Annotated in this window: 17 protein-coding genes; 2 read left to right on the forward strand and 15 right to left on the reverse strand. The window is 64.9% G+C overall.

Annotated features, from left to right (window positions below):
• Positions 1–144: 144 nt before the first annotated feature.
• Both NTH_RS00955 and NTH_RS00960 read left to right on the forward strand, forming a co-directional pair.
• The gene (locus tag NTH_RS00955; RefSeq protein WP_338528247.1) at positions 145–5,172 is read left to right on the forward strand and encodes a hypothetical protein; all 5,028 of its coding nucleotides are present in this window, start codon (positions 145–147) and stop codon (positions 5,170–5,172) included.
• 179 nt (positions 5,173–5,351) lie between these two features.
• Positions 5,352–6,089, forward strand: a complete 738-nt coding sequence (locus tag NTH_RS00960; protein ID WP_338528248.1) for a helix-turn-helix transcriptional regulator — start codon at positions 5,352–5,354, stop codon at positions 6,087–6,089.
• 9 nt (positions 6,090–6,098) lie between these two features.
• On the opposite strand, the gene glpK is transcribed toward NTH_RS00960, so the two are convergent.
• From glpK to queA, 15 genes are all read right to left on the reverse strand, one after another.
• A complete protein-coding gene (gene glpK / locus NTH_RS00965; RefSeq protein WP_338528249.1) occupies positions 6,099–7,592 on the reverse strand; it encodes a glycerol kinase GlpK in 1,494 nt (497 codons plus the stop codon).
• Between the two features lie 77 nt (positions 7,593–7,669).
• Complete coding sequence (locus NTH_RS00970; protein WP_338528250.1) at positions 7,670–9,397, reverse strand: ABC transporter substrate-binding protein; 1,728 nt, start codon at positions 9,395–9,397, stop codon at positions 7,670–7,672.
• Positions 9,398–9,468: 71 nt separating this feature from the next.
• A complete protein-coding gene (locus tag NTH_RS00975; protein WP_338528251.1) occupies positions 9,469–9,750 on the reverse strand; it encodes a DUF2160 domain-containing protein in 282 nt (93 codons plus the stop codon).
• Positions 9,751–9,762: 12 nt separating this feature from the next.
• Positions 9,763–10,581 (reverse strand): carbohydrate ABC transporter permease, encoded by an 819-nt coding sequence (locus NTH_RS00980; RefSeq protein WP_338531762.1) that lies wholly within the window; start codon positions 10,579–10,581, stop codon positions 9,763–9,765.
• A 104-nt stretch (positions 10,582–10,685) separates the two neighbouring features.
• On the reverse strand, positions 10,686–11,555 hold the full coding sequence (locus NTH_RS00985) for a carbohydrate ABC transporter permease (RefSeq protein WP_338528252.1): 870 nt from the start codon (positions 11,553–11,555) through the stop codon (positions 10,686–10,688).
• A complete protein-coding gene (locus NTH_RS00990; RefSeq protein ID WP_338528253.1) occupies positions 11,552–12,628 on the reverse strand; it encodes an ABC transporter ATP-binding protein in 1,077 nt (358 codons plus the stop codon). Before NTH_RS00990 ends, NTH_RS00985 begins: the two co-directional genes overlap by 4 nt.
• A gap of 10 nt (positions 12,629–12,638) precedes the next feature.
• Positions 12,639–13,721 (reverse strand): ABC transporter ATP-binding protein, encoded by a 1,083-nt coding sequence (locus tag NTH_RS00995; protein ID WP_338528254.1) that lies wholly within the window; start codon positions 13,719–13,721, stop codon positions 12,639–12,641.
• Positions 13,705–15,288 carry a glycerol-3-phosphate dehydrogenase gene (gene glpD, locus NTH_RS01000; protein WP_338531763.1) on the reverse strand — a complete coding sequence of 528 codons (1,584 nt, stop codon included), beginning with the start codon at positions 15,286–15,288 and terminating at the stop codon, positions 13,705–13,707. The genes NTH_RS00995 and glpD overlap by 17 nt, the downstream gene beginning before the upstream one ends.
• Before the next feature lie 93 nt (positions 15,289–15,381).
• Positions 15,382–16,161: a DeoR/GlpR family DNA-binding transcription regulator gene (locus NTH_RS01005; RefSeq protein WP_338528255.1), complete on the reverse strand. Its 780-nt coding sequence runs from the start codon at positions 16,159–16,161 to the stop codon at positions 15,382–15,384.
• Positions 16,162–16,246: 85 nt separating this feature from the next.
• Positions 16,247–16,975 (reverse strand): proteasome-type protease, encoded by a 729-nt coding sequence (locus tag NTH_RS01010; RefSeq protein WP_338528256.1) that lies wholly within the window; start codon positions 16,973–16,975, stop codon positions 16,247–16,249.
• 33 nt (positions 16,976–17,008) lie between these two features.
• A complete protein-coding gene (locus tag NTH_RS01015) occupies positions 17,009–17,803 on the reverse strand; it encodes a transglutaminase family protein (RefSeq protein ID WP_338528257.1) in 795 nt (264 codons plus the stop codon).
• A gap of 6 nt (positions 17,804–17,809) precedes the next feature.
• A complete protein-coding gene (locus NTH_RS01020; protein ID WP_338528258.1) occupies positions 17,810–18,754 on the reverse strand; it encodes an alpha-E domain-containing protein in 945 nt (314 codons plus the stop codon).
• Between the two features lie 42 nt (positions 18,755–18,796).
• Complete coding sequence (locus NTH_RS01025) at positions 18,797–20,206, reverse strand: circularly permuted type 2 ATP-grasp protein (RefSeq protein WP_422392331.1); 1,410 nt, start codon at positions 20,204–20,206, stop codon at positions 18,797–18,799.
• 148 nt (positions 20,207–20,354) lie between these two features.
• Entirely contained in the window at positions 20,355–21,485 is a 1,131-nt protein-coding gene (gene tgt / locus NTH_RS01030) for a tRNA guanosine(34) transglycosylase Tgt (RefSeq protein WP_338528259.1), read from the reverse strand.
• Positions 21,482–22,555 (reverse strand): tRNA preQ1(34) S-adenosylmethionine ribosyltransferase-isomerase QueA, encoded by a 1,074-nt coding sequence (queA, locus tag NTH_RS01035; protein WP_338528260.1) that lies wholly within the window; start codon positions 22,553–22,555, stop codon positions 21,482–21,484. Before queA ends, tgt begins: the two co-directional genes overlap by 4 nt.
• Positions 22,556–22,588: the final 33 nt, after the last annotated feature.

Consider the following 22,588-nt stretch of genomic DNA (forward strand, 5'->3'; position numbering starts at 1 on the left):
GTTTAAACTTCTGGGCATTGTCGCGAAATCGTGTTTCCAACGGCTGCCTGTGCCACTACGATACGGTTTGGCGAGTTGTGGGCGTAGTGTGGGTTACGAGGACCCTTGCGGGAAGACCCATGCCAGTAACAGGGTGATGGCGGAATGGCTCGAAACACAACGAAAAAAAAGGCACCGCAGGACGATTTCGCGAAAGAGCTTGAAGAAGCGCTTGAGCTCGAAGTGTCCGATTTTGCGCTCACCGACGATGGCGATCTCGACATAGCCGCTTCCATGGAGGACCTGGAGGCGCAGATCTCGATGGCGGCTGAAGAGCTGGCCAGGGAAGGCCGTTCGGACGAGGAGGCTCCCGCCGCCGGCAACGGCACGAAGAGGGCGGCAAGCGAGCCGGTGAAGCCGGAGCCGCCCGAGACGAAGCAGAACGCTTCGGAACGCCCTGCTCCCGGGGCCCCCGCAGGCCGGGAGACGGCGCCGCGGCAGGACAATCTGTCGCCGGCCCCGGTCACGCCCTCCGCCTTCTCTCCCGCCAATGACGACCAGCAGCGTTCCTATGCGGCGCCCGGCGGCAAGCTTGCCGGCCAGCCGCCGCGCACGATCTACTGGATGGTCGCCCTGCTTTCCGTTCTGTGGGTCGCCGGCGCCGCCATGCTGGGCCACCTGCTCTATGCGCCCGAAATCTGGGAGATCCGGACGGTCGAGGGCCTCCTGGCCGCGCCGCATACGATCGGCCTGCTGGTCGGCGCGCTGGTCCCGGTCCTGCTGTTCTGGGCCTTCGCCATCATGGTGCGCCGCGCGCAGGAGATGCGCATTGCGGCCCAGCAAATGGCGGAAATGGCCTTCCGCCTCGCCGAGCCCGAAAACCTGGCGCAGGATCGCGTGATGATGGTCGGCCAGGCCGTGCGCCGCGAAGTGCAGGCCATGGGCGACGGCATCGAACGCACGCTGGCGCGCGCCGTCGAACTGGAGACCCTGGTCCACACCGAGGTCAACGAGCTGGAGCGCGCCTACTCGGAGAACGAGACCCGCATCCGCCTTCTGGTCGACAGCCTGGGCAGCGAGCGCGAAGGCATCGTCAGCCACGCCGAGCGCGTTCGCGCGTCCATTACCGGGGCCCACGAAATCCTCAAGGAGGAACTGGACTCGGCCGGCGAACAGATCCGCATCAGCGTGGACAGCGCCTCGCAGCGCCTCACCTCCTCTCTTGCCGAATCCGGCGAGGGGCTGGTGCAGCGCATCAGCAGCACCGGCGAGAACATCTACAAGGCCGTGGACGAACGGGTCGCGACGATCTCCGACCGCATCACGACGTCCGGCGATGCGGTCGCCAGACTGCTCGACACGCGCATCGCCTCGCTCGGATCCTCAAGCGAGGATTTCATGCAGCGCCTCAGCGACGTCACCGCCGGGATCGGCCAGACGATCGATCACCGCGCCGAGGAACTGACGGCCCGCGTCCGCCAGTCCGGCGACGACGTTGCCGGACTGCTGGACGGGCGCATCGCGTCCCTCGCCACCTCCGGCGACGAACTGGTGCGCCGCCTAGACGAGACCACCGCCGGCGTCGGCCAGGCCATCGACCATCGTGCCGAGGAACTCACGATCCGCGTCCGCAAGTCCGGTGACGACGTTGCCGGACTGCTGGATTCGCGCATCGCATCCCTCGGCACCTCCGGCGACGAGCTGGTGCGCCGCCTCGACGAGACCACCGCCGGCGTCGGCCGGGTTCTCGACGAGCGCGGCAACGAGCTTGCAAACCGCGTCCAGACGACCGGCGACACCGTCGCAGGCCTTCTCGATGCGCGCATTGCCTCGCTGTCGGAACGCACGGAAGAGGCCACCCGCTCGCTCAGCGAGACCTTCGACAGCCGGGTGTCCGGCCTCTTGTCGTCGGTCGGCGATGCCTCCAGCAGGCTGAACGCCGAGTTCGATACGCGTCTCAGTCAGCTTGAGCGGTCGCTTTCCGAGCGCGGACAGTCACTTATCCAGGAGTTTTCGACTCGTGCCGAAGCACTCGACACGGGCATGCAGAAGCTTAACGCGGCCCTCGACGCGCGCGCCCGCAGCATCAACGAGTCGCTGGTCGAGCGCAGCCGCGAGATCGCCGACACCTTCGCCCGCGGCAAGCAGGACGTGTCGGCCGCCATCGATGCCGGCAAGTCGGCAATCGACGGCGAGCTCGCCGATCTCGTTGCCTCCACCTCGATCATGCTCGAAGGCAAGGCCGAGGATTTCGCCCGCCGCCTCGAAGACGGCCAGGCCATGCTCAGCGCCCGGCTCGACGGCGAGCTGGGCAGGTTCGATTCCATCCAGGCCCGCATGGATGAAGCCGTCGACCGCCAGGTCCAGGCCTTTTCCGAGAACCAGGACAGGCTGGCCACCGTCCTTGAAGCCGATCTGGAGAAGCTCAACGAAGCGCGCAGCGCGTTCCAGGAGCGCATCGAAGGCCAGTTGGAGAAGCTGTCGGAGACGCGCAGCACGTTTGCCGCGGCCCTCGACCAGGACATCGCCAAGATCGGCGAACGCCGCGAGGAGCTGACGGCTGCGATCGGCGCCGATATAGAGCGCATCAATGCCGCCTTCAGCGCCCATACCGGGGTGATCGAAGAACGCACCAGCACCATGGAGAAGGCGCTGACGGTCGGCGTCGGCAATGTGCGCCAGACGCTGGAAAACAGCGCCGGAGCCCTGGCCGGAGCCCTGCGCGAAAAGGTCCTGGAAGCCACCACGTCCCTCAACGAGGAGGCTGGAAAGGTGCTCGACGGCGTCGATGCCCGGATCCAGACGCGCGTGGAGCATGCGGCGCAGACGCTCGGCCAGCAGGTGGATGCCATCGACCGCACCTTCGAGGGCGCGGCCGAGCGCATCGCCACCCACACCTCGGCATTCGGCGAGCATTTCGCGGACATCGACAGCCGCATCGCCGCCCGCGTTTCGCAGACCGCTCAGACGCTGTCCGGCCGGGCCGAGGAAATTGCCCGCACCTTCGAGGAGGCGGACGGCCGCATCGCCGCGCGCACCCACGAGACGGCGGAAGCCCTGGCTGCCCGCGCCGACGCCATCGCCCGCACCTTCGAGCAGGCGGACAATCGCATCGCGGCCCGCACCAACGAGACGGCGGAGACCCTGGCTGCCCGCGCCGACGCCCTCGCCCGCACTTTCGAGGAGACCGATCAGCGGATCATCGCCCGCACGCATCAGACATCGGCTGAGCTCGACGCGCGCGCCGCGGCCATTGCCGAAACGCTGGGCACCGTCGAATCCCGGCTGAAATCCACCGCCGGCTCCACGGCATCGGCCTTCGTCAACGGCATGCTGGAAGTCGAGAAGAAGCTCACCGAAACGGCCACCCGCACCCGCGCCACCCTCGACGAGGGCCTGGGCGATGCCGAGACCCGTCTGCTTTCGTCGGCCGAACAGGCGGCGCAGCACGTCAGCCAGCAGCTTTCGCGCACGCAGGCCGACCTGGTCTCCACCGCGGACACGATCGGTCAGACCTTTGCGGCCGTCAACGAGCACATCAGCAAGCGCACCGGCGAAACCGTGCGCACGCTCGACGAACGGACCCGGGAGCTCAATGCGATGCTCGCCGGGCGCACCTCCGAGATCTCGCGCATTCTCGACGAAAGCGCGCGGCCGCTGGTCGAGCGGTTCGAGGCAAGCGGCGGTGAGTTGCAGCAGAGCATCCGCTCCATCACCGACGAGACCGCCGAGCGCCTGCAGAGGGAGAATGCCGCCCTGGTCAACGCGCTCGCGGCCCGCACCTCCGACACGCTCGGCGCGCTCGAGCAGGCCCGCAACAAGCTGTCGGGCAACGTCCAGCAGCTTCTCACGGAGCTGGACAGCTCGGGCGACCGCCTGGGCCAGCTCATCGAGCAGGCCGCCCAGAATCTGAGCGAGGTCGACAACCGTCTCGTCTCCACCACCAGCAACTTCGCCGCCAATGCGGAAAAAGCTGCCGAGACGTTCTCGAACTCTGCCAGCCTGATAAACGCCAATTCGGGTCGCCTGACCGATTTCTCCGAACGCACCTTGCGCGAGATTTCGGCAATCGCCAGCCGGTTCGAGGACCACAGCCGCGTTCTGGAAAGCGCGTCGGAACTGCTCGACAAGGCGCAAGGCGGGCTCACCTCAACGCTGGAAGGGCGCCAGCAGGAGCTGCAGGCGCTGGCCAGCGGCCTCGTCGAAAAGTCGGAGAACCTGCAGCGCGTGATGCAGTCCTTCGAGGGCTATCTTGGCCGCGCGCTCGAAACGGCGGAAGGCCGCACGAAGCAGTCGGTCGAATCCATACGCGATGCCATCGGCGAAGTCGTGGAGGCTGCGACCGAGCGCTTTGCCGGCGCGACGGACGACATCCGCCGCACGGCCACGGAGATCCGCGCCGAGCTGGAAGCAACGCGCGCCGACATGAAGCGCGGGATCGTGGAGCTTCCCGAGGAAGCCAAGCAGTCCACTTCCGCCATGCGCCGCGCTATAACGGAGCAGATCAACGCTCTCAAGGAACTCTCTGACATCGTTGCCAAATCCGGCAAGATGCAGAACTCTTCCCGGCCCGATGAGAGCCTGTCTTCGCCGGCGGTGGAGCAGCCCCGCCCCCAGCCCGTGCCGCAGCAGGCCCGGCAGCCGGTGCAGCCGCAGGCTCCCGTGCTGGAGCGCTCGCCCACCGCCCGGACGCAACAGCCGCGCACGACCGAACAGGCCGCTTCCGAACCGGCCCCGGAGGCCCAGCAGGGCGGCGGCTGGATAAGGGATCTCCTGCGCAGCGCCTCGCGCGAGGAAGAGGCGGCCCATCGCAACAAGCCGGCGGCCGAAGCCGACCGTTCCGCGCTTCACGTGGTGGAATCGCTCAACTCGCTGTCCGTCGACATCGCGCGGGCCATCGACCATGACGCTTCGGTCGAACTCTGGGACCGCTATCGCCGCGGCGAACGCAACGTCTTCACCCGCAGGCTCTACACGCTGAAGGGCCAGCAGACCTTCGACGAGATCCAGCGCAAGTACCGCGGCGATGCCGACTTCCGCAAGGCGGTCGACCAGTATTGCCGCGACTTCGAGAAGCTGTTGGCGGATGTGTCGCGCTCGGACCGCGACAACATCATGACGCAGACCTATCTCACGTCGGATACCGGCAAGGTCTACACCATGCTGGCTCACGCCAGCGGAAGGCTGCGCTAACCAGGGAACGCATCGCACGCGCGGGCGACTGTCATCCGCGCGGGCTTCCGGCTTCCGGCCACCGCCGGAAGCCTTTTCTTTCGCCGGATGGGGATTATACCAAAGGAGGCGTTTATCGGCCGGCCATGCCGGTCGATAGTCGTATCCCTTCCGGGGCTGGGCGGCGAGGCAGGGAGCCGATGACGGGAAAGCTGGTCCACCGAAATGCAACCGGCGCTGCCGGCGCCGATCCGGTGCAGATGATCAGGGACAGCAGCTCGCCCGGCGACGCGGTGTTCGGCATTCGCGACGGGCTCGGCGTCGAGCATGTCACCTACCACAGCATCGCGCTTAATCCGGGGCCTCTTAACGCCCCCTTTGTTCGCAGCACATATCCGGCCGAATGGGTCGCGCGCTATCTCCTTCATGACTATCTGACGATCGACCCGGTGGTGCGCCAGGGCTTCGAGACCGCGCGCCCCTTCTTCTGGCATCAGCTTTCGCTCGACCGCCGGCAGCGCGAACTGATGCAGGACGCGGTTGCACACGGTCTGGGCGAGGCCGGCTACTCGATCCCGATCTTCAAAGGATCACGGCGCGCCCTGCTCAGCCTCAACACGAAGCGCGCCCTGCCCGACTGGGTCGGCTATGTGGAGAAAAACGCCGCTTTGCTCGTGCGTGTTGCCGGCGCCATGGACGAAAAGGCGGCCCTGTCCCTGTCGGGCGATACGGAGCCGGGGCCGGGGCTTGCGCCACGCCAGCGCGAATGCCTGCTGTGGACCGCACGCGGCAAGGACGCCAAGGCCATCGCGGTCATACTGGACCTGTCGGAGTTCACCGTCCGCAGCTATCTGCGCTCCGCCCGTCAGCGGCTGAAGAGCAGCACGCTGTCTGAGGCCGTGGCCAAGGCCATCGGCGCGCAGCTGATCGCTCCGTGAATTCGGCGGTCAATTATGCGTCAGCGTCCGCCGCACGGCGTCGTGCCAGCCGGCGAGCTTGCGTTTCCGCTCGTCGTCGCGCATCTGCGGCCTGAACTGCCGGTCGAGCGCCCAATTGCGCGCGAACTCCTCGGCGGAAGGCCAGACACCGGCCTTGAAGCCGGCAAGCCATGCCGCACCGAGCGCCGTCGTCTCCAGTATCGTCGGCCGATCCACCGGCGCATCGAGTATGTCCGCCAGCCTCTGCATGGTCCAATCGCTGGCCACCATGCCGCCGTCCACACGCAGGATGATTTCGTCGCCGCCGTCGGGCCAGTCCTTGTGCATCGCATCGAGCAGGTCGCGCGTCTGGAAGGCGACCGATTCCAGCGTCGCGCGCGCGAACTCGGCCGGTCCGGTGTTGCGCGTAAGGCCGAAGATCGCGCCGCGCGCCTCCGGGTCCCAATGGGGCGCTCCCAGACCGACGAAGGCGGGAACCAGATAGACGTCCTGGGTGGGGTCGGCCCGATCGGCAAGCTTGCCGGAATCTGCGGCCTGGCCGATGATCTTCAGCCCGTCGCGCAGCCACTGCACGGCGGCGCCGGCCACGAAGATCGAGCCTTCGAGGGCATAGGTGGTCTCGCCGTTCAGCCGATAGGCGATCGTCGACAGCAGCCGGTTGGACGAGCGCACCAGCGACGTCCCGGTGTTCAGCACGGCGAAACAGCCCGTGCCATAGGTGGATTTCAGCATGCCCGGCTTGAAACATGCCTGGCCGATGGTCGCCGCCTGCTGGTCGCCCGCAACGCCGAGGATGGGAATGGCCGCGCCGAACAGGCTTTCGTCCGTGACGCCGAATTCGTCCGCGCTGTCCTTCACCTCGGGCAGGAGCGCGGCCGGAATGTCCAGGATGGAGAGCAGTTCCTCGTCCCAGCAATTGTCGGCGATGTTGTAGAGGAGCGTTCGCGAGGCGTTGGTGGCATCGCTCGCATGCGCCTTGCCGCCGGTCAGCCGCCAGATCAAATAGGCGTCGACGGTGCCGGCCAGAAGCTCCCCCTTCTCGGCCCGCGCACGCGCGCCCTCGACATTTTCGAGGAGCCAGGCGAGCTTGGTGCCGGAGAAATAGGGATCGAGCAGCAGGCCGGTCTTTGCCGAGAATTTCGGCTCCAGCCCCTTTTGCTTGAGCTCCTCGCACAGCGCGACGGTCCGCCTGTCCTGCCAGACGATGGCGTTGTGCACCGGCCTGCCGGTCTGCCGGTCCCACAGAAGGACGGTTTCGCGCTGGTTCGTGATGCCGATGGCCGCGACATCGCCGGCCGATAGGCCGGCATTCCGCAAGGCCGCCTTCACCGTGGAAACGACCGTGTTCCAGATGTCCTCGGGATCGTGCTCGACCCAGCCGGAGCGCGGAAAGTGCTGGGTGAACTCTTCCTGGCTGCTGCCGACCGATTTCATGTCGGCGTCGAACACGATGGCGCGGCTCGACGTGGTGCCCTGATCAATCGCCAGTATGTGGCCAGCCATTTTGCCTCCCGGTCATGCCTTTACGAAGCGGGAGGAGGCGATCGGACCGCCTCCTCCCTTGTCACCAGGACGGAGCGCTAGTTCTCGCTCCAGCTCTTGACGAGCTCGTCATAGTTGACGGTCTTGGGCTCTTCCTTCTCGTTCTCGATCTTGAGCTGCGGCGCAAGGTTGCCGGCCTCCTGGGCCTGCTTGTTCCAATACTCCAGATCGTGCTCTTCGGCCAGCTTGGGGCCGATATCGCCCTGGACGCCGGCGCGCTCGAGGCGGGCAAGCACCTTTTCCTGCTCCTCGCAGAGCGAGTCCATGGCCTCCTGCGCGCTCTTTGCGCCCGAGGAAGCGTCACCGATAGCCTGCCACCAGAGCTGTGCCAGCTTCGGATAGTCGGGCACGTTGGTGCCGGTCGGGGTCCACTGCACGCGTGCGGGCGAACGGTAGAACTCGACCAGGCCGCCGAGTTCCGGCGCGCGCTCGGTGAAGCTGTCGTGCTGGATCGAGCTTTCACGGATGAAGGTCAGGCCGACATGGCTCTTCTTCACGTCTACGGTCTTGGAGGTGACGAACTGGGCATAGAGCCATGCCGCCTTGGCGCGGTCTTCAGGCGTCGATTTCATCAGCGTCCAGGAGCCGGCATCCTGATAGCCGAGCTTCATGCCGTCCTTCCAGTAGACACCATGCGGGCTCGGCGCCATGCGCCACTTCGGCGTGCCGTCCTCGTTCACCACCGGCAGGCCTTCCTTGACCATGTCCGCGGTGAAGGCGGTGTACCAGAAGATCTGCTGGGCAATCGCTCCCTGCGCCGGCACCGGGCCGGACTCGGAGAAGGTCATGCCCTGGGCTTCCGGCGGAGCATAGGCGCTCAGCCACTCCAGGTACTTTTCGATGGAGTAGACCGCGGCCGGGCCGTTGGTATCGCCGCCGCGTGCCACGCAGGAGCCGACCGGACGCGAGTTCTCGTCGACCTTGATGCCCCACTCGTCGACCGGCACGCCGTTCGGAATGCCCTTGTCGCCATTGCCGGCCATGGACAGCCATGCATCGGTGAAGCGCCAGCCGAGCGACGGGTCCTTCTTGCCGTAGTCCATATGGCCATAGACTTTCTTGCCGTCGATTTCCTTGCCGGTGAAGAATTCGGCAATGTCCTCATAGGCCGACCAGTTGACGGGCACGCCGAGGTCGTAGCCGTACTTCTCCTTGAACTCGGCCTGGATCTCCGGATCGTTGAACCAGTCGTAGCGGAACCAGTAAAGGTTGGCGAACTGCTGGTCGGGAAGCTGGTAGAGCTTGCCGTCCGGCGCGGTGGTGAACGACTTGCCGATGAAGTCGTCGACGTCGAGATTGGGGTTGGTGACGTCCGCGCCCTCGCCCGCCATCCAATCGGTCAGGTTGCGCGCCTGCTGGTAGCGCCAGTGGGTGCCGATCAGATCGGAATCGTTGATATAGGCGTCGTAGATGTTCTCGCCGGACTGCATCTGCGTCTGCAGCTTCTCGACGACGTCGCCCTCGCCGATCAGGTCGTGGGTGATCTTGATGCCGGTAATGGCCGTGAAGGCAGGCGCCAGGACCTTGGACTCGTATTCATGCGTGGTGATCGTCTCCGACACCACTTTGATGTCCATGCCCTGGAACGGTTCGGCGGCGTCGACGAACCATTGCATCTCCGCTTCCTGTTCCTCGCGCGACAGCGTCGACAGGTCGCCGATCTCGGCGTCGAGGAACTGCCGTGCTTCCTCCATTCCCGCCATGGCGCCGCCGCTGGTCATCAGCAGCATCAGCGCCGAGGTTGTCATTAACAAGTGCCGTTGCATGGTATCCTCCCTAGCAAATTTTCGCACTCAATCGGAGAAGCCGCGACGCGGCGCTCCAGCCGTTTCTCCCCCTAAACCAACCGAAACACGCCGATGGCGTAGACGATCGATAGAGCGAGAGCCCACCACAGGTTGGGACCGACCAGTCCCAGCCATGCGAGATGAATGAAGGCGCTGCCTAGCAGCGATACGAAGAGCCGGTCTCCGCGCGTCGTCTCGAAGCGCAGAATGCCCACGCGGGGGTGCCCGCCCGGCGAAAAATACTCCCACACGCCCATCGAAATCATCAGCAGCGCGATCACGATGAAGAATGTGGCGGTCGGCCAGGTCCAGGCCATCCATGACAGGTCCATCCTTGCCGCCTCCTATACCCGGCCAAGGGCAAAGCCCTTGGCGATGTAATTGCGCACGAAATAGATCACGAGCGCGCCCGGAATGATGGTCAGGACACCGGCCGCCGCCAACACGCCCCAGTCGAGCCCGGAGGCCGAAACGGTCCGCGTCATGGTGGCGGCGATCGGCTTGGCGTCGGTCGTCGTCAGCGTGCGCGCGATCAAAAGTTCCACCCAGGAGAACATGAAGCAGAAGAAGGCGGCGACGCCGATGCCCGACGCGATCAGCGGCATGAATATCTTCACGAAGAAGCGCGGGAACGAATAGCCGTCGATATAGGCGGTCTCGTCGATCTCCTTGGGCACGCCGGACATGAAGCCTTCCAGGATCCATACCGCCAGCGGCACGTTGAACAGGCAGTGCGCGATGGCGACCGCGATGTGCGTATCGATCAGGTTGAAGGCCGAGTAGAGCTGAAAGAACGGCAGGGCGAACACCGCCGGCGGAGCCATGCGGTTGGTCAGAAGCCAGAAGAACAGATGCTTGTCGCCCAGGAACCGGTAGCGCGAAAAGGCATACGCCGCCGGCAGCGCCGCGCTGACCGAGATCACCGTGTTGAGCACAACGTAGATGATCGAATTGATATAGCCCGAATACCAGGATGGATCGGTGAAGATCACCGCGTAGTTCGCCAGCGTCGGCTCCTGCGGCCAGAGCGAGAACGTGCTCAGTATCTCGCTGTTGGTCTTGAAGCTCATATTGATGAGCCAGTAGATCGGCAGCATCAGAAAGATGATGTAGATCGTGGGGACCAGCCACCAGAAGCGCGACTGCGTGCCCCGCTTGAGCATCAGTTGGCCGATCTCCGCCTGGCTTCTTGCGCTGCCTCCGGCGGCTTCGCCTGCCCCGGAATCGACGCGGGCTGCCGTCATCGCGGCCTGGTTCTTCGCCGCCATTACCGCTTCTCCGTCCCGTAATTGGTCATCACCGTGTAGAACACCCACGACATCAGAAGGATGATGAGAAAGTAGACGATCGACATGGCGGCCGCCTCGCCGAGATTGAACTCGCCGATCGCCAGCTTCACCAGATCGATGGAAAGGAACGTGGTCGTGTTGCCGGGACCGCCGCCGGTCAGCACGAAGGGCTCCGTGTAGATCATGAACGAGTCCATGAAGCGCAGCAGGATGGCGATCAGCAGCACCCGGTGCATCTTCGGCAGCTGGATGTAGCGGAACACGGCCCAGCGCGAAGCGCCGTCGATCTTGGCCGCCTGGTAATAGGCATCGGGGATCGAAACGAGACCGGCATAGCTAAGCAGCACGACCAGGCTCGTCCAGTGCCACACATCCATCAAGATGATGGTGATCCAGGCATGCACGGGATTGTTGACGTAGTTGTAGTTGACGCCGAGATCGGCAAGGGTGTGGCCGAGAAGGCCGATATCGATGCGCCCGAAGACCTGCCAGATCGTGCCCACCACGTTGAAGGGAATGAGCAGCGGCAAGGCCATCAGCACCAGGCAGACCGGCACCCCCCACCCCTTGCGGGGCATGTTGAGCGCGATGAATATGCCGAGCGGCACCTCGATCGCCAATATGATGGCCGAGAACACGAGGTTGCGGCCCATCGCCGCCCAGAAGCGGTCGGACGCCAGTATTTCCTGGTACCATTCGGTGCCCGCCCAGAAGAACTCGTTGTTGCCGAAGGTGTCCTGGACGGAATAGTTGACGACGGTCATCAAAGGGATGACCGCGGAGAAGGCGACCAGCACCAGGACCGGCAGCACCATGAACCATGCCTTGTTGTTTGCCGTCTTGTTCATGCGCCGCGCTCCAGCTCCACACGCCAGGAATTTGCATAAAGGTTGAGACGCGCGGGGTCGAAAACCACGTGCGGTTCCGCCGGAACCTCCGTGTCCTCGTCGATCACCGCGGCGATCGTCTCGCCCTCGAGCTCGGCGCGCACGATCTTCTTGCGGCCGATGTCCTCCACCTTGGTGATGGAGACGGGCATGCCCTCGCGCCCCAGCCGCACGAATTCGGGCCGGATGCCGAGTTCGACGCGCCCGGCATCCAGGGCGCCTGCCCTGCCCGGCAGTTTCAGCGTTTGCGATCCTATGCGCACCATGGCTCCATCGACGGCCGCCGGGAGGAGGTTCATGCCGGGCGAGCCGATGAAATAGCCGACGAAGGTGTGGCGTGGACGCTCGAAAAGCTCTTCCGGCGTGCCGATCTGCACGATCTCCCCTTCATACATCACCACCACATTGTCGGCGAAGGTAAGGGCTTCGGTCTGGTCGTGCGTGACATAGACCATCGTGTAGCCGAAGCGCCGGTGCAGCTCCTTCAACTGGGTTCGCAGTTCCCATTTCATGTGCGGATCGATGACCGTCAGCGGCTCGTCGAACAAAATCGCGTTGACGTCCGCACGGGCAAGGCCGCGGCCCAGCGAGATCTTCTGCTTCTCGTCCGCCGTCAGGCCCTGCGCCTTGCGCCGTGCCCGCTCCTCCAGGCCGATCATGGTGATGATCTCGCGCACGCGCTTGTCCACCACGTCCTCCGCCACGCCCCGGTTGCGCAGCGGGAACGCCAGGTTGTCGTAGACGGTCATCGTGTCGTAGACGACGGGAAACTGAAAGACCTGAGCGATATTGCGCGCCTCGGTCGGCAGGTCCGTCACGTCGCGCTTGTCGAACAGGATCTGTCCCTCGCTGGGGCGCAGCAGGCCGGAGATGATGTTGAGCAACGTCGTCTTGCCGCAGCCCGAGGGGCCGAGCAGCGCGTAGGCGCCGCCATCCACGAAGGTGTGGTGCACCTTCTTGAGCGCATAATCCTCGTCGCCGGCCGGATTGGCCATGTAGGCGTGGCGGATATTGTCGAGATCGATACGTGCCATGCCCCGCCTCCTATGCCGCCACCGGCCGCGCCGGCGTGGCGCTGCGCCCCGACGGCTCGAACACGAGGAGATGCCTCGTGTCGATATAGACCTGGACGGTTTCGTCGACCGCGAGGCGGTGGACGCCCTCCTCCAGCATCACCCAGCGATTGCCCGCATAGTCCAGATGGATGAAACTCTCCGAGCCGGTGATCTCGGTCACCGTCACCCTCGCATTCAGCGCGGTGCCGACACCGGCGCTTTTTGCCAGTGAAAGATGATGCGGCTGGAACCCGATTTCGTAAGGGCCGTCAGGAAGACCCTCATATTCGGCCGGCACGGGCAGGCCCACGGTTGCATCGAGCATGAAATTGCCGCGCTTCTTTTCCACCTTGATCGTATTCAGCGGCGGATCGGAAAAGGTCTGGGCGGTGACGAGGTCGGCCGGCCGGCGGAAAACCTCGATCGTCGGCCCGAACTGGGTCACCCGCCCCTGGCTGAGCGTGGCGGTGTTGCCGCCCAGAAGCAGCGCCTCGCTGGGCTCGGTCGTGGCATAGACGAAGATCGCGCCGGTGGCGGCAAAGATGCGCGGCAGTTCGGCGCGCAGTTCCTCGCGCAGCTTGTAGTCCAGATTGGCCAGCGGCTCGTCCAGCAGCACGAGCCTTGCATCCTTCACCATCGCCCGCGCAAGCGCCGTGCGCTGCTGCTGGCCGCCCGAAAGCTCGAGCGGCATCCGGTTGAGATAGGGTCCGAGCCGCAGCAGGTCGGCAGCCTCGCCGACCCTGCGCTTCAGCGTCTCGGCATCCGTGCCCGCCACCCGCAAGGGAGAAGCGATATTCTCAAAGACGGTCATGGCAGGATAATTGATGAACTGCTGGTAGACCATGGCGACCGAGCGGCGCTGCACCGGCACGCCCGTCACATTCGCTCCATCCATCCACACCGTGCCCGATGTCGGCTGGTCCAGCCCGGCCATCAGCCGCATCAGGCTGGTCTTGCCTGCCAGCGTCGGCCCCAGGAGGACATTGAGGGACCCCTCCTCCAGGCGCAGCGAGACATCGCTGATATGCCGGGCACCCGAAACGACCTTGGTAACGTTACGCAGCTCCAGCACGGCCCTGTCCTCCCCTGGCTACCTGTTCGCCGTCACGTCCGGCAGCATCCTCCAGGCCGCCCCGGCGGGCGATGTCGCTCATGAACGCATCGACGATGCCGGCCTGCGTCGGCGACAGCCGCAGGCCGCGCTTGGTGCGGCGCCACAACACGTCGTCGCCCGTGCAGGCCCATTCGCGCGCCGCAAGGTGGCGAAGCTCCACCTCATAAAGATCGGCGCCGAAATGGCGGCCCATCTCCTCGACCGAAGCCGCTCCGCCAAGGATGTCATGCGCGACCCGGCCGTAAAGCCGGACGAGCCGCCGAGCGTGCTCCGCCGGGAGGAACGGATAGGCGGACCGCAAGGCCTCGACCTCCCGCTCATAGCCGTCATGGCCGAAATCGCCGCCGGGCAACGCCTCGCGATGCGTCCAGGCGGTGCCACGCACGCCGATCTTCCGGCCGATCTCGGCGACGACCGATTCGGCCAGCCGGCGGAAGGTCGTGATCTTGCCCCCGAAGACATGCACGATGGGCGCACCGAAACTCTCCTCGTCCGACTTCAGGACGTAGTCGCGGGTGGCCTCCTGAGCCATCGACGCACCGTCGTCGAACAGCGAGCGCACGCCGGAAAAGCTCCAGACGACATCGGTCGGGCGGATCGGATCGGTGAAATACTCGCTGGCCGCGTTGCAGAGATAGTCGATCTCTTCGCCGCTGATCTGCGCCTTGGCCGGATCGCCCTCGAAATCCTGGTCGGTCGTGCCGATGAGCGTGAATTCTTCTTCGTAGGGGATCGCGAAGATGATGCGGCCGTCCGCGTTCTGGAAGAAATAGGCCCGCTCTCCCTCGAACTTGCGAGGAACGACGATGTGGCTGCCCTTGACCAGCCGCACATTATGGACGTCGTTGCGGCCGAAGGCCCCGGCGATCACCTCGTCGACCCACGGGCCGGCCGCGTTGACCAGCATGCGCGCCCGCACCTCCTGGCTCGCTCCCGTCAGCAGGTCGTCGAGCGTCAGGACCCATTTGCCGTCTTCGATGCGCGCGCGGGACACTTTGGTGCGGGTGCGTATGTCGGCGCCGCGATTTGCCGCGTCGCGCGCGTTCAGAACGACGAGGCGGGCATCATTCACCCAGCAGTCGGAATATTCGAAGGCACGCCGGTAGGAGGCCTTCAGCGGCTTTCCCGCCGGATCGCTTCGCATATCGAGGGTGCGCGTGGCGGGCAGCAGCTTGCGCCCGCCGATATGGTCGTAGAGGAAAAGGCCGAGCCGGATCAGCCAGCCGGGCCGCATGCCCTCGTGCAGCGGCAGCACGAAACGCATCGGCCAGATGATGTGCGGCGCGTTGCGCCAGAGCACTTCGCGCTCCATCAACGCTTCGCGCACCAGCCGGAACTCGTAATATTCCAGATAGCGCAGGCCGCCATGGATGAGCTTGGTCGAAGCCGAAGACGTCCCGCTGGCCAGGTCGTTCATCTCGGCCAGGCCGACCGAATAGCCGCGCCCGGCCGCATCCCGCGCCACGCCGCAGCCATTGATGCCGCCGCCGATGACGAAGACATCGAAGACCGCTCCTTGCTGGATCGGACGCTGGCCCAACCGCTCCTCCCGAATGGATAATGAAGCCTCTCCCGGAAATGAAACTAAACCGAATGCATAACGAATGTCAAACGAATATCAGACCGTCTCTGCGGTGGCGCAGGCTTCCACCAGCCGCACATTCGCTTCTTCGCAAACGGCTCTGAAACGCAAATCGGGGCAGCGGTCGGTGATGAAGGTGTCGACCTGCGAGATATGGCCGATGCGCACCGGCGCGGCGCGGTCGAATTTGGACGAATCGGAGACCAGCACCACGTGCCGCGCATTGGCGATGATGGCCTGGGCCACCTTCACCTCGCGAAAATCATAGTCGAACAGCGCGCCGTCCTCGTCGATCGCCGAAACGCCGATCACCGCATAGTCCACCTTGAACTGCCGGAAGAAATCGACGGCCGCCTCGCCGACGACACCCCCGTCGGACCCGCGGACCACGCCGCCGGCGATGATGACCTCCAGCGAGGGGTAGACCCGCATCCTGTTGGCAACGTTGATATTATTGGTGATGACCATCAACCCCTGATGGTCGAGGAGCGCATCGCTGACAGCCTCCGTCGTGGTGCCGATATTGATGAACAGCGATGCCTTGTCGGGGATGAGCTCGGCTGCCGCGCGCCCGATGGCGCGCTTCTCGTCCGCCGCCAGCTCGCGCCGCGCCTCATACTCCATGTTCTCGATGCCCGACGGCAAAAGCGCACCGCCATGTATGCGGGTCAGCAGGCGCTGGTCGCAAAGATCGTTCAGATCCTTGCGTATCGTCTGCGGCGTCACGCCGAACAATTCGGCCAGGGTTTCGACCGTGACCCGGCCGTGCTCCTTGGCGAGCTGCAGGATCTGCTCGTGGCGCGGCAGAAGGAACATCGGAGCCTCACTTTCGTTTCCGGCAATTTATAGCAGAAACGAAAGGATGCGAAAGTGCGTCGGCCGCGGCAGGCTTAACGAATCCTCAGGCGCTGAAGTCCGGCAGGCTGCGGAACGCGTCCTTGAGGGCGCTGGACCAGCCGTCGGAGATCGCCTTGAAATAGGGATCGTCGGCCTCGATGCGCCTTTCCAGCGAGACGGCGTAGGTATCGCGCTCGTAGAATATGAGATCGAGCGGCATTCCCACGGAAAGGTTCGACTTCAGCGTCGAATCGAAGGAGACCAGCAAAAGCTTGACCGTCTCCTCGAAGCTCATCTTCGCGTCGTGCGCGCGCACCAGGATCGGCTTTCCGTATTTGGTCTCGCCGATCTGGAAGAAGGGCGTGTCGTCACCGGCCTCGATGAAGTTGCCCTCCGGATAGATCAGGAAAAGCCGCGGCTCCATTCCCTTGATCTGCCCGCCAAGGATGAAGGATGCGCCGAAAGCGTCGGCATTCTGGCCTTCCGGCGCGGTCTGGCGGATGACTTCCTTGACCGTGTCGCCCACCAGCTTGGCCGCCTGATAGAGCGAAGGCACCTCGAGCATCGTGGCCGAACGCTCCTCGGGCGCCTTGGTGCGCTCGTTGAGCAGGCTCACGACCGCCTGGGTCGTCGCCAGGTTTCCGGCTGACAGCAGCACCAGAACGCGCTCGCCGGGCCTTGTCCAGCAATGCATCTTCTTGAAGATGGCGACGTCGTCGACCCCGGCATTGGTCCGCGTGTCGGACACGAATACCAGCCCCCGATCGATCCTGAGCCCAACGCAATAGGTCATTCCGGCGCGATTCCCTGAAAATATCCGCCTGAATTACTGCTCGACCCTGATGTGGACTGCAAGCTGTTCCTGCGCCTGTCCCAGCCGAATGCCCATTACCGGCATGGCGTCGCGGTAGTCGCGGCCCGTGGCGATGCGCACGTAGCGCTCGTCCGGCGAGATCCCGTTGGAGCAATCGAAGCCGACCCAGCCGATCTCCGCCACATGGGCCTCGGCCCAGGCGTGGCTCGCCGTCTGCTCGTCGACACCGTCCATGCGCAGATAGCCGCTCACATAGCGGGCCGGGTAGCCCAGCTTGCGCGCCGCGCCCAGGAAGATGTGCGAATGGTCCTGGCAAACGCCCCGCCCGGCGCAAAGCGCCTCCTCGCCCGTGGTCGTCGCTTCCGTCGTCCCCGTCTCATAGGCGACGCGCCCGCGTATGAGCAGCATCAGCTGATGAAGCCGGTCGAGGTCCGAGCCCTCCCCGATCTCCGTCACCAGCGCTGTGACTTTCTCGCCGGCAGCGCTCAGCGCCGTATCGCGCTCGAAGAGCCACAGGGGCGCGAGCCCCGCGTGCCGGCCCGAAACGCCGGCGGTATCCACCGTTTCGACCGTGCCCGAGGCCGTGACCGTGATCGTCTGCGGCGCGCCCTCGATGCTCAGAAGCCGCGTGTCGTTGCCATAACAATCGTCGTAGCGCACCTCTTCACGCGCACCCTCGATTGCCAGCGACCACTCCACGACATTCTGGGCGGCATCGCTCTTGGGAAACACCCGCAGCCGCTGCAAGGCATAGGAAAGCGGCGCGTCGTAGGCGTATTCGGTGCGGTGGGAAATTTTCAGACGCATGGATCGTCACTCATAAAAGCGATAGTCCGCCGCGATCTGGTTTCCCAGTTCGGCGTTATCGCGAATGAACTCGCTCAGGAATTCGTGCAGCCCTTCGTCGAATATATCTCCGACTGTGGCCGTTTTGAGCTTGGAGAGCGTCGCGCCCGCCCGATCCGCCGACTTGTGCCGGGTTCCGTACTCCTCGGTGAGAAACTCGAGGGAATCGCAGATGCCGCGATAGCAGAAGGCGAGCGAACGCGGCATGCGTCGATTGAGGATCAGGTAGTGGGCGATGTTGCCCGGCTGATAATCCCCTTCATAGTTCCAGCGGTACGAACGATGCGCCGAGACCGACCGCAGGATCAGCTGCCACTGATGATTGTCGAGCGATGACCCCACCCACGTCGCCGACGGGAGCAACACGTAATATTTGACGTCGAGAATGCGCGCCGTGTTGTCGGCCCGCTCCATGAGCGTTCCGATCTGCGCGAAGTCGAAGATCTCGTTGCGCAGCATGGTGCCCTGGAAAGCCCCCCGGATCAGCGCCGTCTCGCGCTTGATCGCGTCGAGCACGCTCGGCATGTCGCGCTCGTCGATGGGCCGCGTCAGCATCCGCCGCAGCGCCATCCAGGCCTCGTTGATGCTTTCCCATACCTCCCGAGTGAGCGATGTGCGGACCATGCGCGCGTTCATCCGCGCCGTCTCCATGGATGCCATCACGCTGGACGAGTTGGACACGTCGCGCAGGAGAAAATCCGAGACGCTGCGCGCATCATATTCGCCGTAGCTCTGTTCGAAGGCATCGCGCACGCCGGCGCTGGTCATGACCGAGGCCCATTCGTCGGCGGGGGAACTCGTCTGGGTCAGGGCGAGCCGCTGCCCCGTATCGACAAGCCGGGCCATGTTCTCGGCCCTCTCGATGTACCGGCTCATCCAGTAGAGCCCGTTCGCCGCCCGCCCCAGAAGCATCAGCAGCGCCCCCGGTATCGTGCGGCCATCAATTGCTGCGGGTCAGTCATCGAGAACCCATGTGTCTTTCGTCCCGCCCCCTTGCGATGAATTGACCACCAGCGATCCCTCCTTCAACGCCACCCGCGTCAGCCCGCCGGGCACGATGCGGATACGGTCCGACACCAGCACGAAGGGCCGCAGATCGACATGCCGCGGCGCCAGCCCGCCATCGGTCAGGATCGGGCAGGTCGAAAGGGAAAGCGTCGGTTGCGCGATGTAGTTGGCGGGCCTGGCCTTCAGCTTCTGCGCAAAGGCCTCCCTCTCCTTCTTCGAGGCGGCAGGCCCCACCAGCATGCCGTAGCCGCCCGACCCGTGAACCTCCTTGACCACCAGCTCCTCCAGATGCTCCAGCACATAGGAAAGGCTGTCCGCTTCCGCGCAGCGCCAGGTCGGCACATTCTGAAGGATGGCCTTGCGGCCCGTATAGAACTCCACGATCTCGGGCATGTAGGAATAGATCGCCTTGTCGTCGGCGATTCCGGTGCCGGGCGCGTTGGCAATGGCGATGTTGCCGGCCCGGTAGACATCCATGATGCCGGGCACGCCCAGCGCCGAATCCGGCCGGAACGTCAGCGGATCGAGAAAATCGTCGTCGACCCGGCGATAAAGCACATCGATGGGTTTGTAGCCCTGGGTCGTGCGCATCGCCACGCGCCCGTCGATGACCCTGAGATCCTGTCCCTCCACCAGTTCCACGCCCATCTGGTCGGCAAGGAAGGCATGCTCGAAATAGGCAGAATTGAAGCTGCCGGGCGTAAGCACGGCGACGGTCGGCTTGCCCTCGCAGCCCTTCGGCCGCACCGCCCCCAGGGACTCGCGCAGCAACTGCGGGTAGTTCTCCACCGGCAGGACCTTGATCTTCTGAAACAGCTCCGGAAAGAGCTGCATCATCGTCTCCCGGTTCTCCAGCATGTAGGAGACGCCCGAGGGCGTGCGCGCATTGTCCTCGAGCACGAAGAACTCGTTCTCGTCGGTGCGCACGATATCGACGCCGATAATGTGGGTATAGACGCCGCCCGGCGGCCGCACGCCGATCATTTCCGGGAGGAAGGCCTCGTTTCCGGCGATGATCTCCTTGGGAATGCGGCCGGCGCGCAATATCTCCTGGCGGTGATAGATATCGTCAAGAAAGGCGTTCAACGCCTGAACCCGCTGCTCTATCCCCTGCACCAGGCGGCGCCACTCCTTGCCGGAGATGATGCGCGGAACGATGTCGAAGGGAATGAGCCGCTCGGCCGCTTCGGTGTCGCCATAGACCGCGAAGGTGATGCCGGTGCGCCGGAAAACCCGCTCCGCATCCAGCGATTTCTCGTTGAGACGACCCGCATCCTGCTGGTTGAACCAGTCCTCGTACGCTTCGTATGGCTGTCTCGCCCGGGCCCCCAGGCGCATCTCGTCGAACGCGGTCAAGAAATGCTCCTTCTAGAAGGGCATTTCAACGTCCTTGCCAGGCAAAAGCAAGCAATTTCTGAGGCTTGCCGTCATCTGCCCAATCCGTGGGCAGCATGGACGCCGCACAGGCAGCGCCAGCCCGGACTTGCCGCAGCGACGGGCAGACTCACAGGGCCGGCATGTCGCCCCGCACCCATTCCTCGCGAATCTCCCCTGCCCGCTCGGCGAACCGGCCCGCTTCGATCGCCGTACGGATGTCGGCCATCAGGCCCTGGTAGTAGGCCAGATTGTTCCAGGTGAGCAGCATGCCGCCCAGCGCCTCCCCGGACTTCACCAGATGATGCAGATAGGCGCGCGAATAGTCCCGCGTCGCCGGGCAATCGCTCTCCTCGTCCAGCGGGCGCGGATCTTCGGCATGGCGCGCATTCTTGAGGTTGATCTTGCCGCGGCGGGTGAAGGCAAGCCCATGGCGGCCCGCGCGGGTGGGCATCACGCAATCGAACATGTCGACGCCCCGCTCGACCGACCGCAGGATATCGTCCGGCGTTCCGACCCCCATCAGATAGCGCGGCTTGTCGGACGGAAGCGCCGGGCATGTGGCCGCCAGCACCTCCAGCATCACCTCCTGCGGCTCGCCCACCGCCAGCCCGCCGACGGCATAGCCCTTCAGGTCCATCGCGGCCAGGGCCGATGCGGAGCTCTCGCGCAGCTTCAGGTCGTCGCCGCCCTGGACAATGCCGAACATGGCCTTTCCGGGCTGGTCGCCGAAGGCCGTCTTGCACCGCTCCGCCCAGCGCAGCGAAAGCTCCATCGCCCGCGCGATCTCCTTTTCGTCCGCCGGCAGCGCCACGCACTCGTCGAGCTGCATCTGTATGTCGGAGTCCAGAAGGCCCTGAATTTCGATGGAGCGTTCCGGCGACATGTCGAACACCTGCCCGTCGACATGCGAGCGGAACGTAACGCCCTTTTCGGTGATCTTGCGCAGCGCCGACAGCGACATCACCTGAAAGCCGCCCGAATCCGTCAGGATCGGATAGGGCCAGCGCGCGAACTCGTGCAGCCCGCCGAGCCGCGCCACGCGCTCGGCGCCCGGCCGCAGCATCAGATGATAAGTGTTGCCCAGGATGATGTCGCTGCCCAGCGCCCGCACCTGGTCGAGATACATCGCCTTGACCGTACCGCCGGTGCCGACCGGCATGAAGGCCGGCGTGCGGATGGTCCCGCGCGGCGTGGAAATTTCGCCGCGCCGGGCTTCCCCGTCCCGCGCCAGAAGATGAAAGGAGAATGCGTCGGTCACGGCTCTGCCCTGAACAGGAGGCTGCCATCGCCATAGGAATAGAAGCGGTAACCGCTTGCAATGGCATGCGCATAGGCCCGCTTCATGCGCTCAAGCCCGCTGAACGCGGAAACGAGCATGAAAAGGGTCGAGCGCGGAAGGTGAAAATTGGTCATCAGAATGTCGGCCGTGCGGAACCGGTATCCGGGCGTGATGAAGATGTCGGTCGCCCCCGACCACGGTTTGAGCAGCCCGTCCTCGCCGACCGCGCTTTCCATGAGCCGCAGCGAGGTCGTGCCCACCGAAACGATGCGCCCGCCCCGCGCCTTTACGGCGTTCAGCGCTGCGGCCGTGCTTTCGCTCACCACGCCGATCTCGGCATGCATGCGGTGGTCCTCCGTCTCCTCGGCCTTGACCGGCAGGAATGTCCCCGCCCCCACATGCAGCGTCACGAAGTGCATCTCGATGCCCGCCGCCTTCAGCGCCTCCAGCAGTTCCGGCGTGAAGTGCAGGCCGGCGGTGGGCGCTGCGACCGCGCCTTCCTCGCGCGCGTAGACGGTCTGATAGTCCTGCTGGTCGCGCTCGTCTTCGGCCCGCTTGGCGGCAATATAGGGCGGCAAGGGCATGTGACCGGCGGCCATGATCGCCTCGTCGAGAGCCGGCCCCGACAGGTCGAACACAAGCAGCGCCTCGCCGCCCTCGCCCTTTTCCGCGACGGTGGCCTCGAGTGCGCCCAGAAGGCAGGCTTCGCCGTCATGGCCGAACCGGATGCGCTCGCCCACCGCCACGCGCTTTGCCGGCTTGAGGAACGCCCGCCACCGATCCGGCCCGGCCCGCATATGCAGCGTCGCCTCGATCCGCGCCGCAGCCTCGCCGCGCCGGCGTAGACCGGCAAGGCGCGCCGGGATCACCTTCGTGTCGTTGAAGACGAGCGCATCGCCGGGCCTCAGCAGCGAAGGCAGGTCGCGCACGATCCGGTCTTCGAGCCGTTCGCCATCGACCACCAGCAGGCGCGCGGAATCGCGCGGGCTGGCCGGCCGCAGCGCGATCCGGTCTTCGGGCAGATCGAAATCGAATTGATCAACACGCATATTGGCAGCTCAGGAACGAAAATCGGCACCTTG

Source organism: Nitratireductor thuwali (assembly GCF_036621415.1).
GTDB lineage: Bacteria > Pseudomonadota > Alphaproteobacteria > Rhizobiales > Rhizobiaceae > Chelativorans > Chelativorans thuwali.

Bases quoted from the DNA above. Each gene is read 5' to 3' on its own strand.
- NTH_RS01015 (WP_338528257.1), bottom strand. From the start codon at position 17,803: ATGCGTCTGAAAATTTCCCACCGCACCGAATACGCCTACGACGCGCCG.
- NTH_RS00990 (WP_338528253.1), bottom strand. From the start codon at position 12,628: ATGGCACGTATCGATCTCGACAATATCCGCCACGCCTACATGGCCAAT.
- queA (WP_338528260.1), bottom strand. From the start codon at position 22,555: ATGCGTGTTGATCAATTCGATTTCGATCTGCCCGAAGACCGGATCGCG.
- NTH_RS00970 (WP_338528250.1), bottom strand. From the start codon at position 9,397: ATGCAACGGCACTTGTTAATGACAACCTCGGCGCTGATGCTGCTGATG.
- NTH_RS00955 (WP_338528247.1), top strand. From the start codon at position 145: ATGGCTCGAAACACAACGAAAAAAAAGGCACCGCAGGACGATTTCGCG.
- NTH_RS01020 (WP_338528258.1), bottom strand. From the start codon at position 18,754: ATGCTTCTGGGGCGGGCGGCGAACGGGCTCTACTGGATGAGCCGGTAC.
- NTH_RS00960 (WP_338528248.1), top strand. From the start codon at position 5,352: ATGACGGGAAAGCTGGTCCACCGAAATGCAACCGGCGCTGCCGGCGCC.
- NTH_RS00985 (WP_338528252.1), bottom strand. From the start codon at position 11,555: ATGAACAAGACGGCAAACAACAAGGCATGGTTCATGGTGCTGCCGGTC.
- NTH_RS00980 (WP_338531762.1), bottom strand. From the start codon at position 10,581: ATGCTCAAGCGGGGCACGCAGTCGCGCTTCTGGTGGCTGGTCCCCACG.
- NTH_RS01005 (WP_338528255.1), bottom strand. From the start codon at position 16,161: ATGTTCCTTCTGCCGCGCCACGAGCAGATCCTGCAGCTCGCCAAGGAG.
- NTH_RS00975 (WP_338528251.1), bottom strand. From the start codon at position 9,750: ATGGACCTGTCATGGATGGCCTGGACCTGGCCGACCGCCACATTCTTC.
- NTH_RS01010 (WP_338528256.1), bottom strand. From the start codon at position 16,975: ATGACCTATTGCGTTGGGCTCAGGATCGATCGGGGGCTGGTATTCGTG.
- glpK (WP_338528249.1), bottom strand. From the start codon at position 7,592: ATGGCTGGCCACATACTGGCGATTGATCAGGGCACCACGTCGAGCCGC.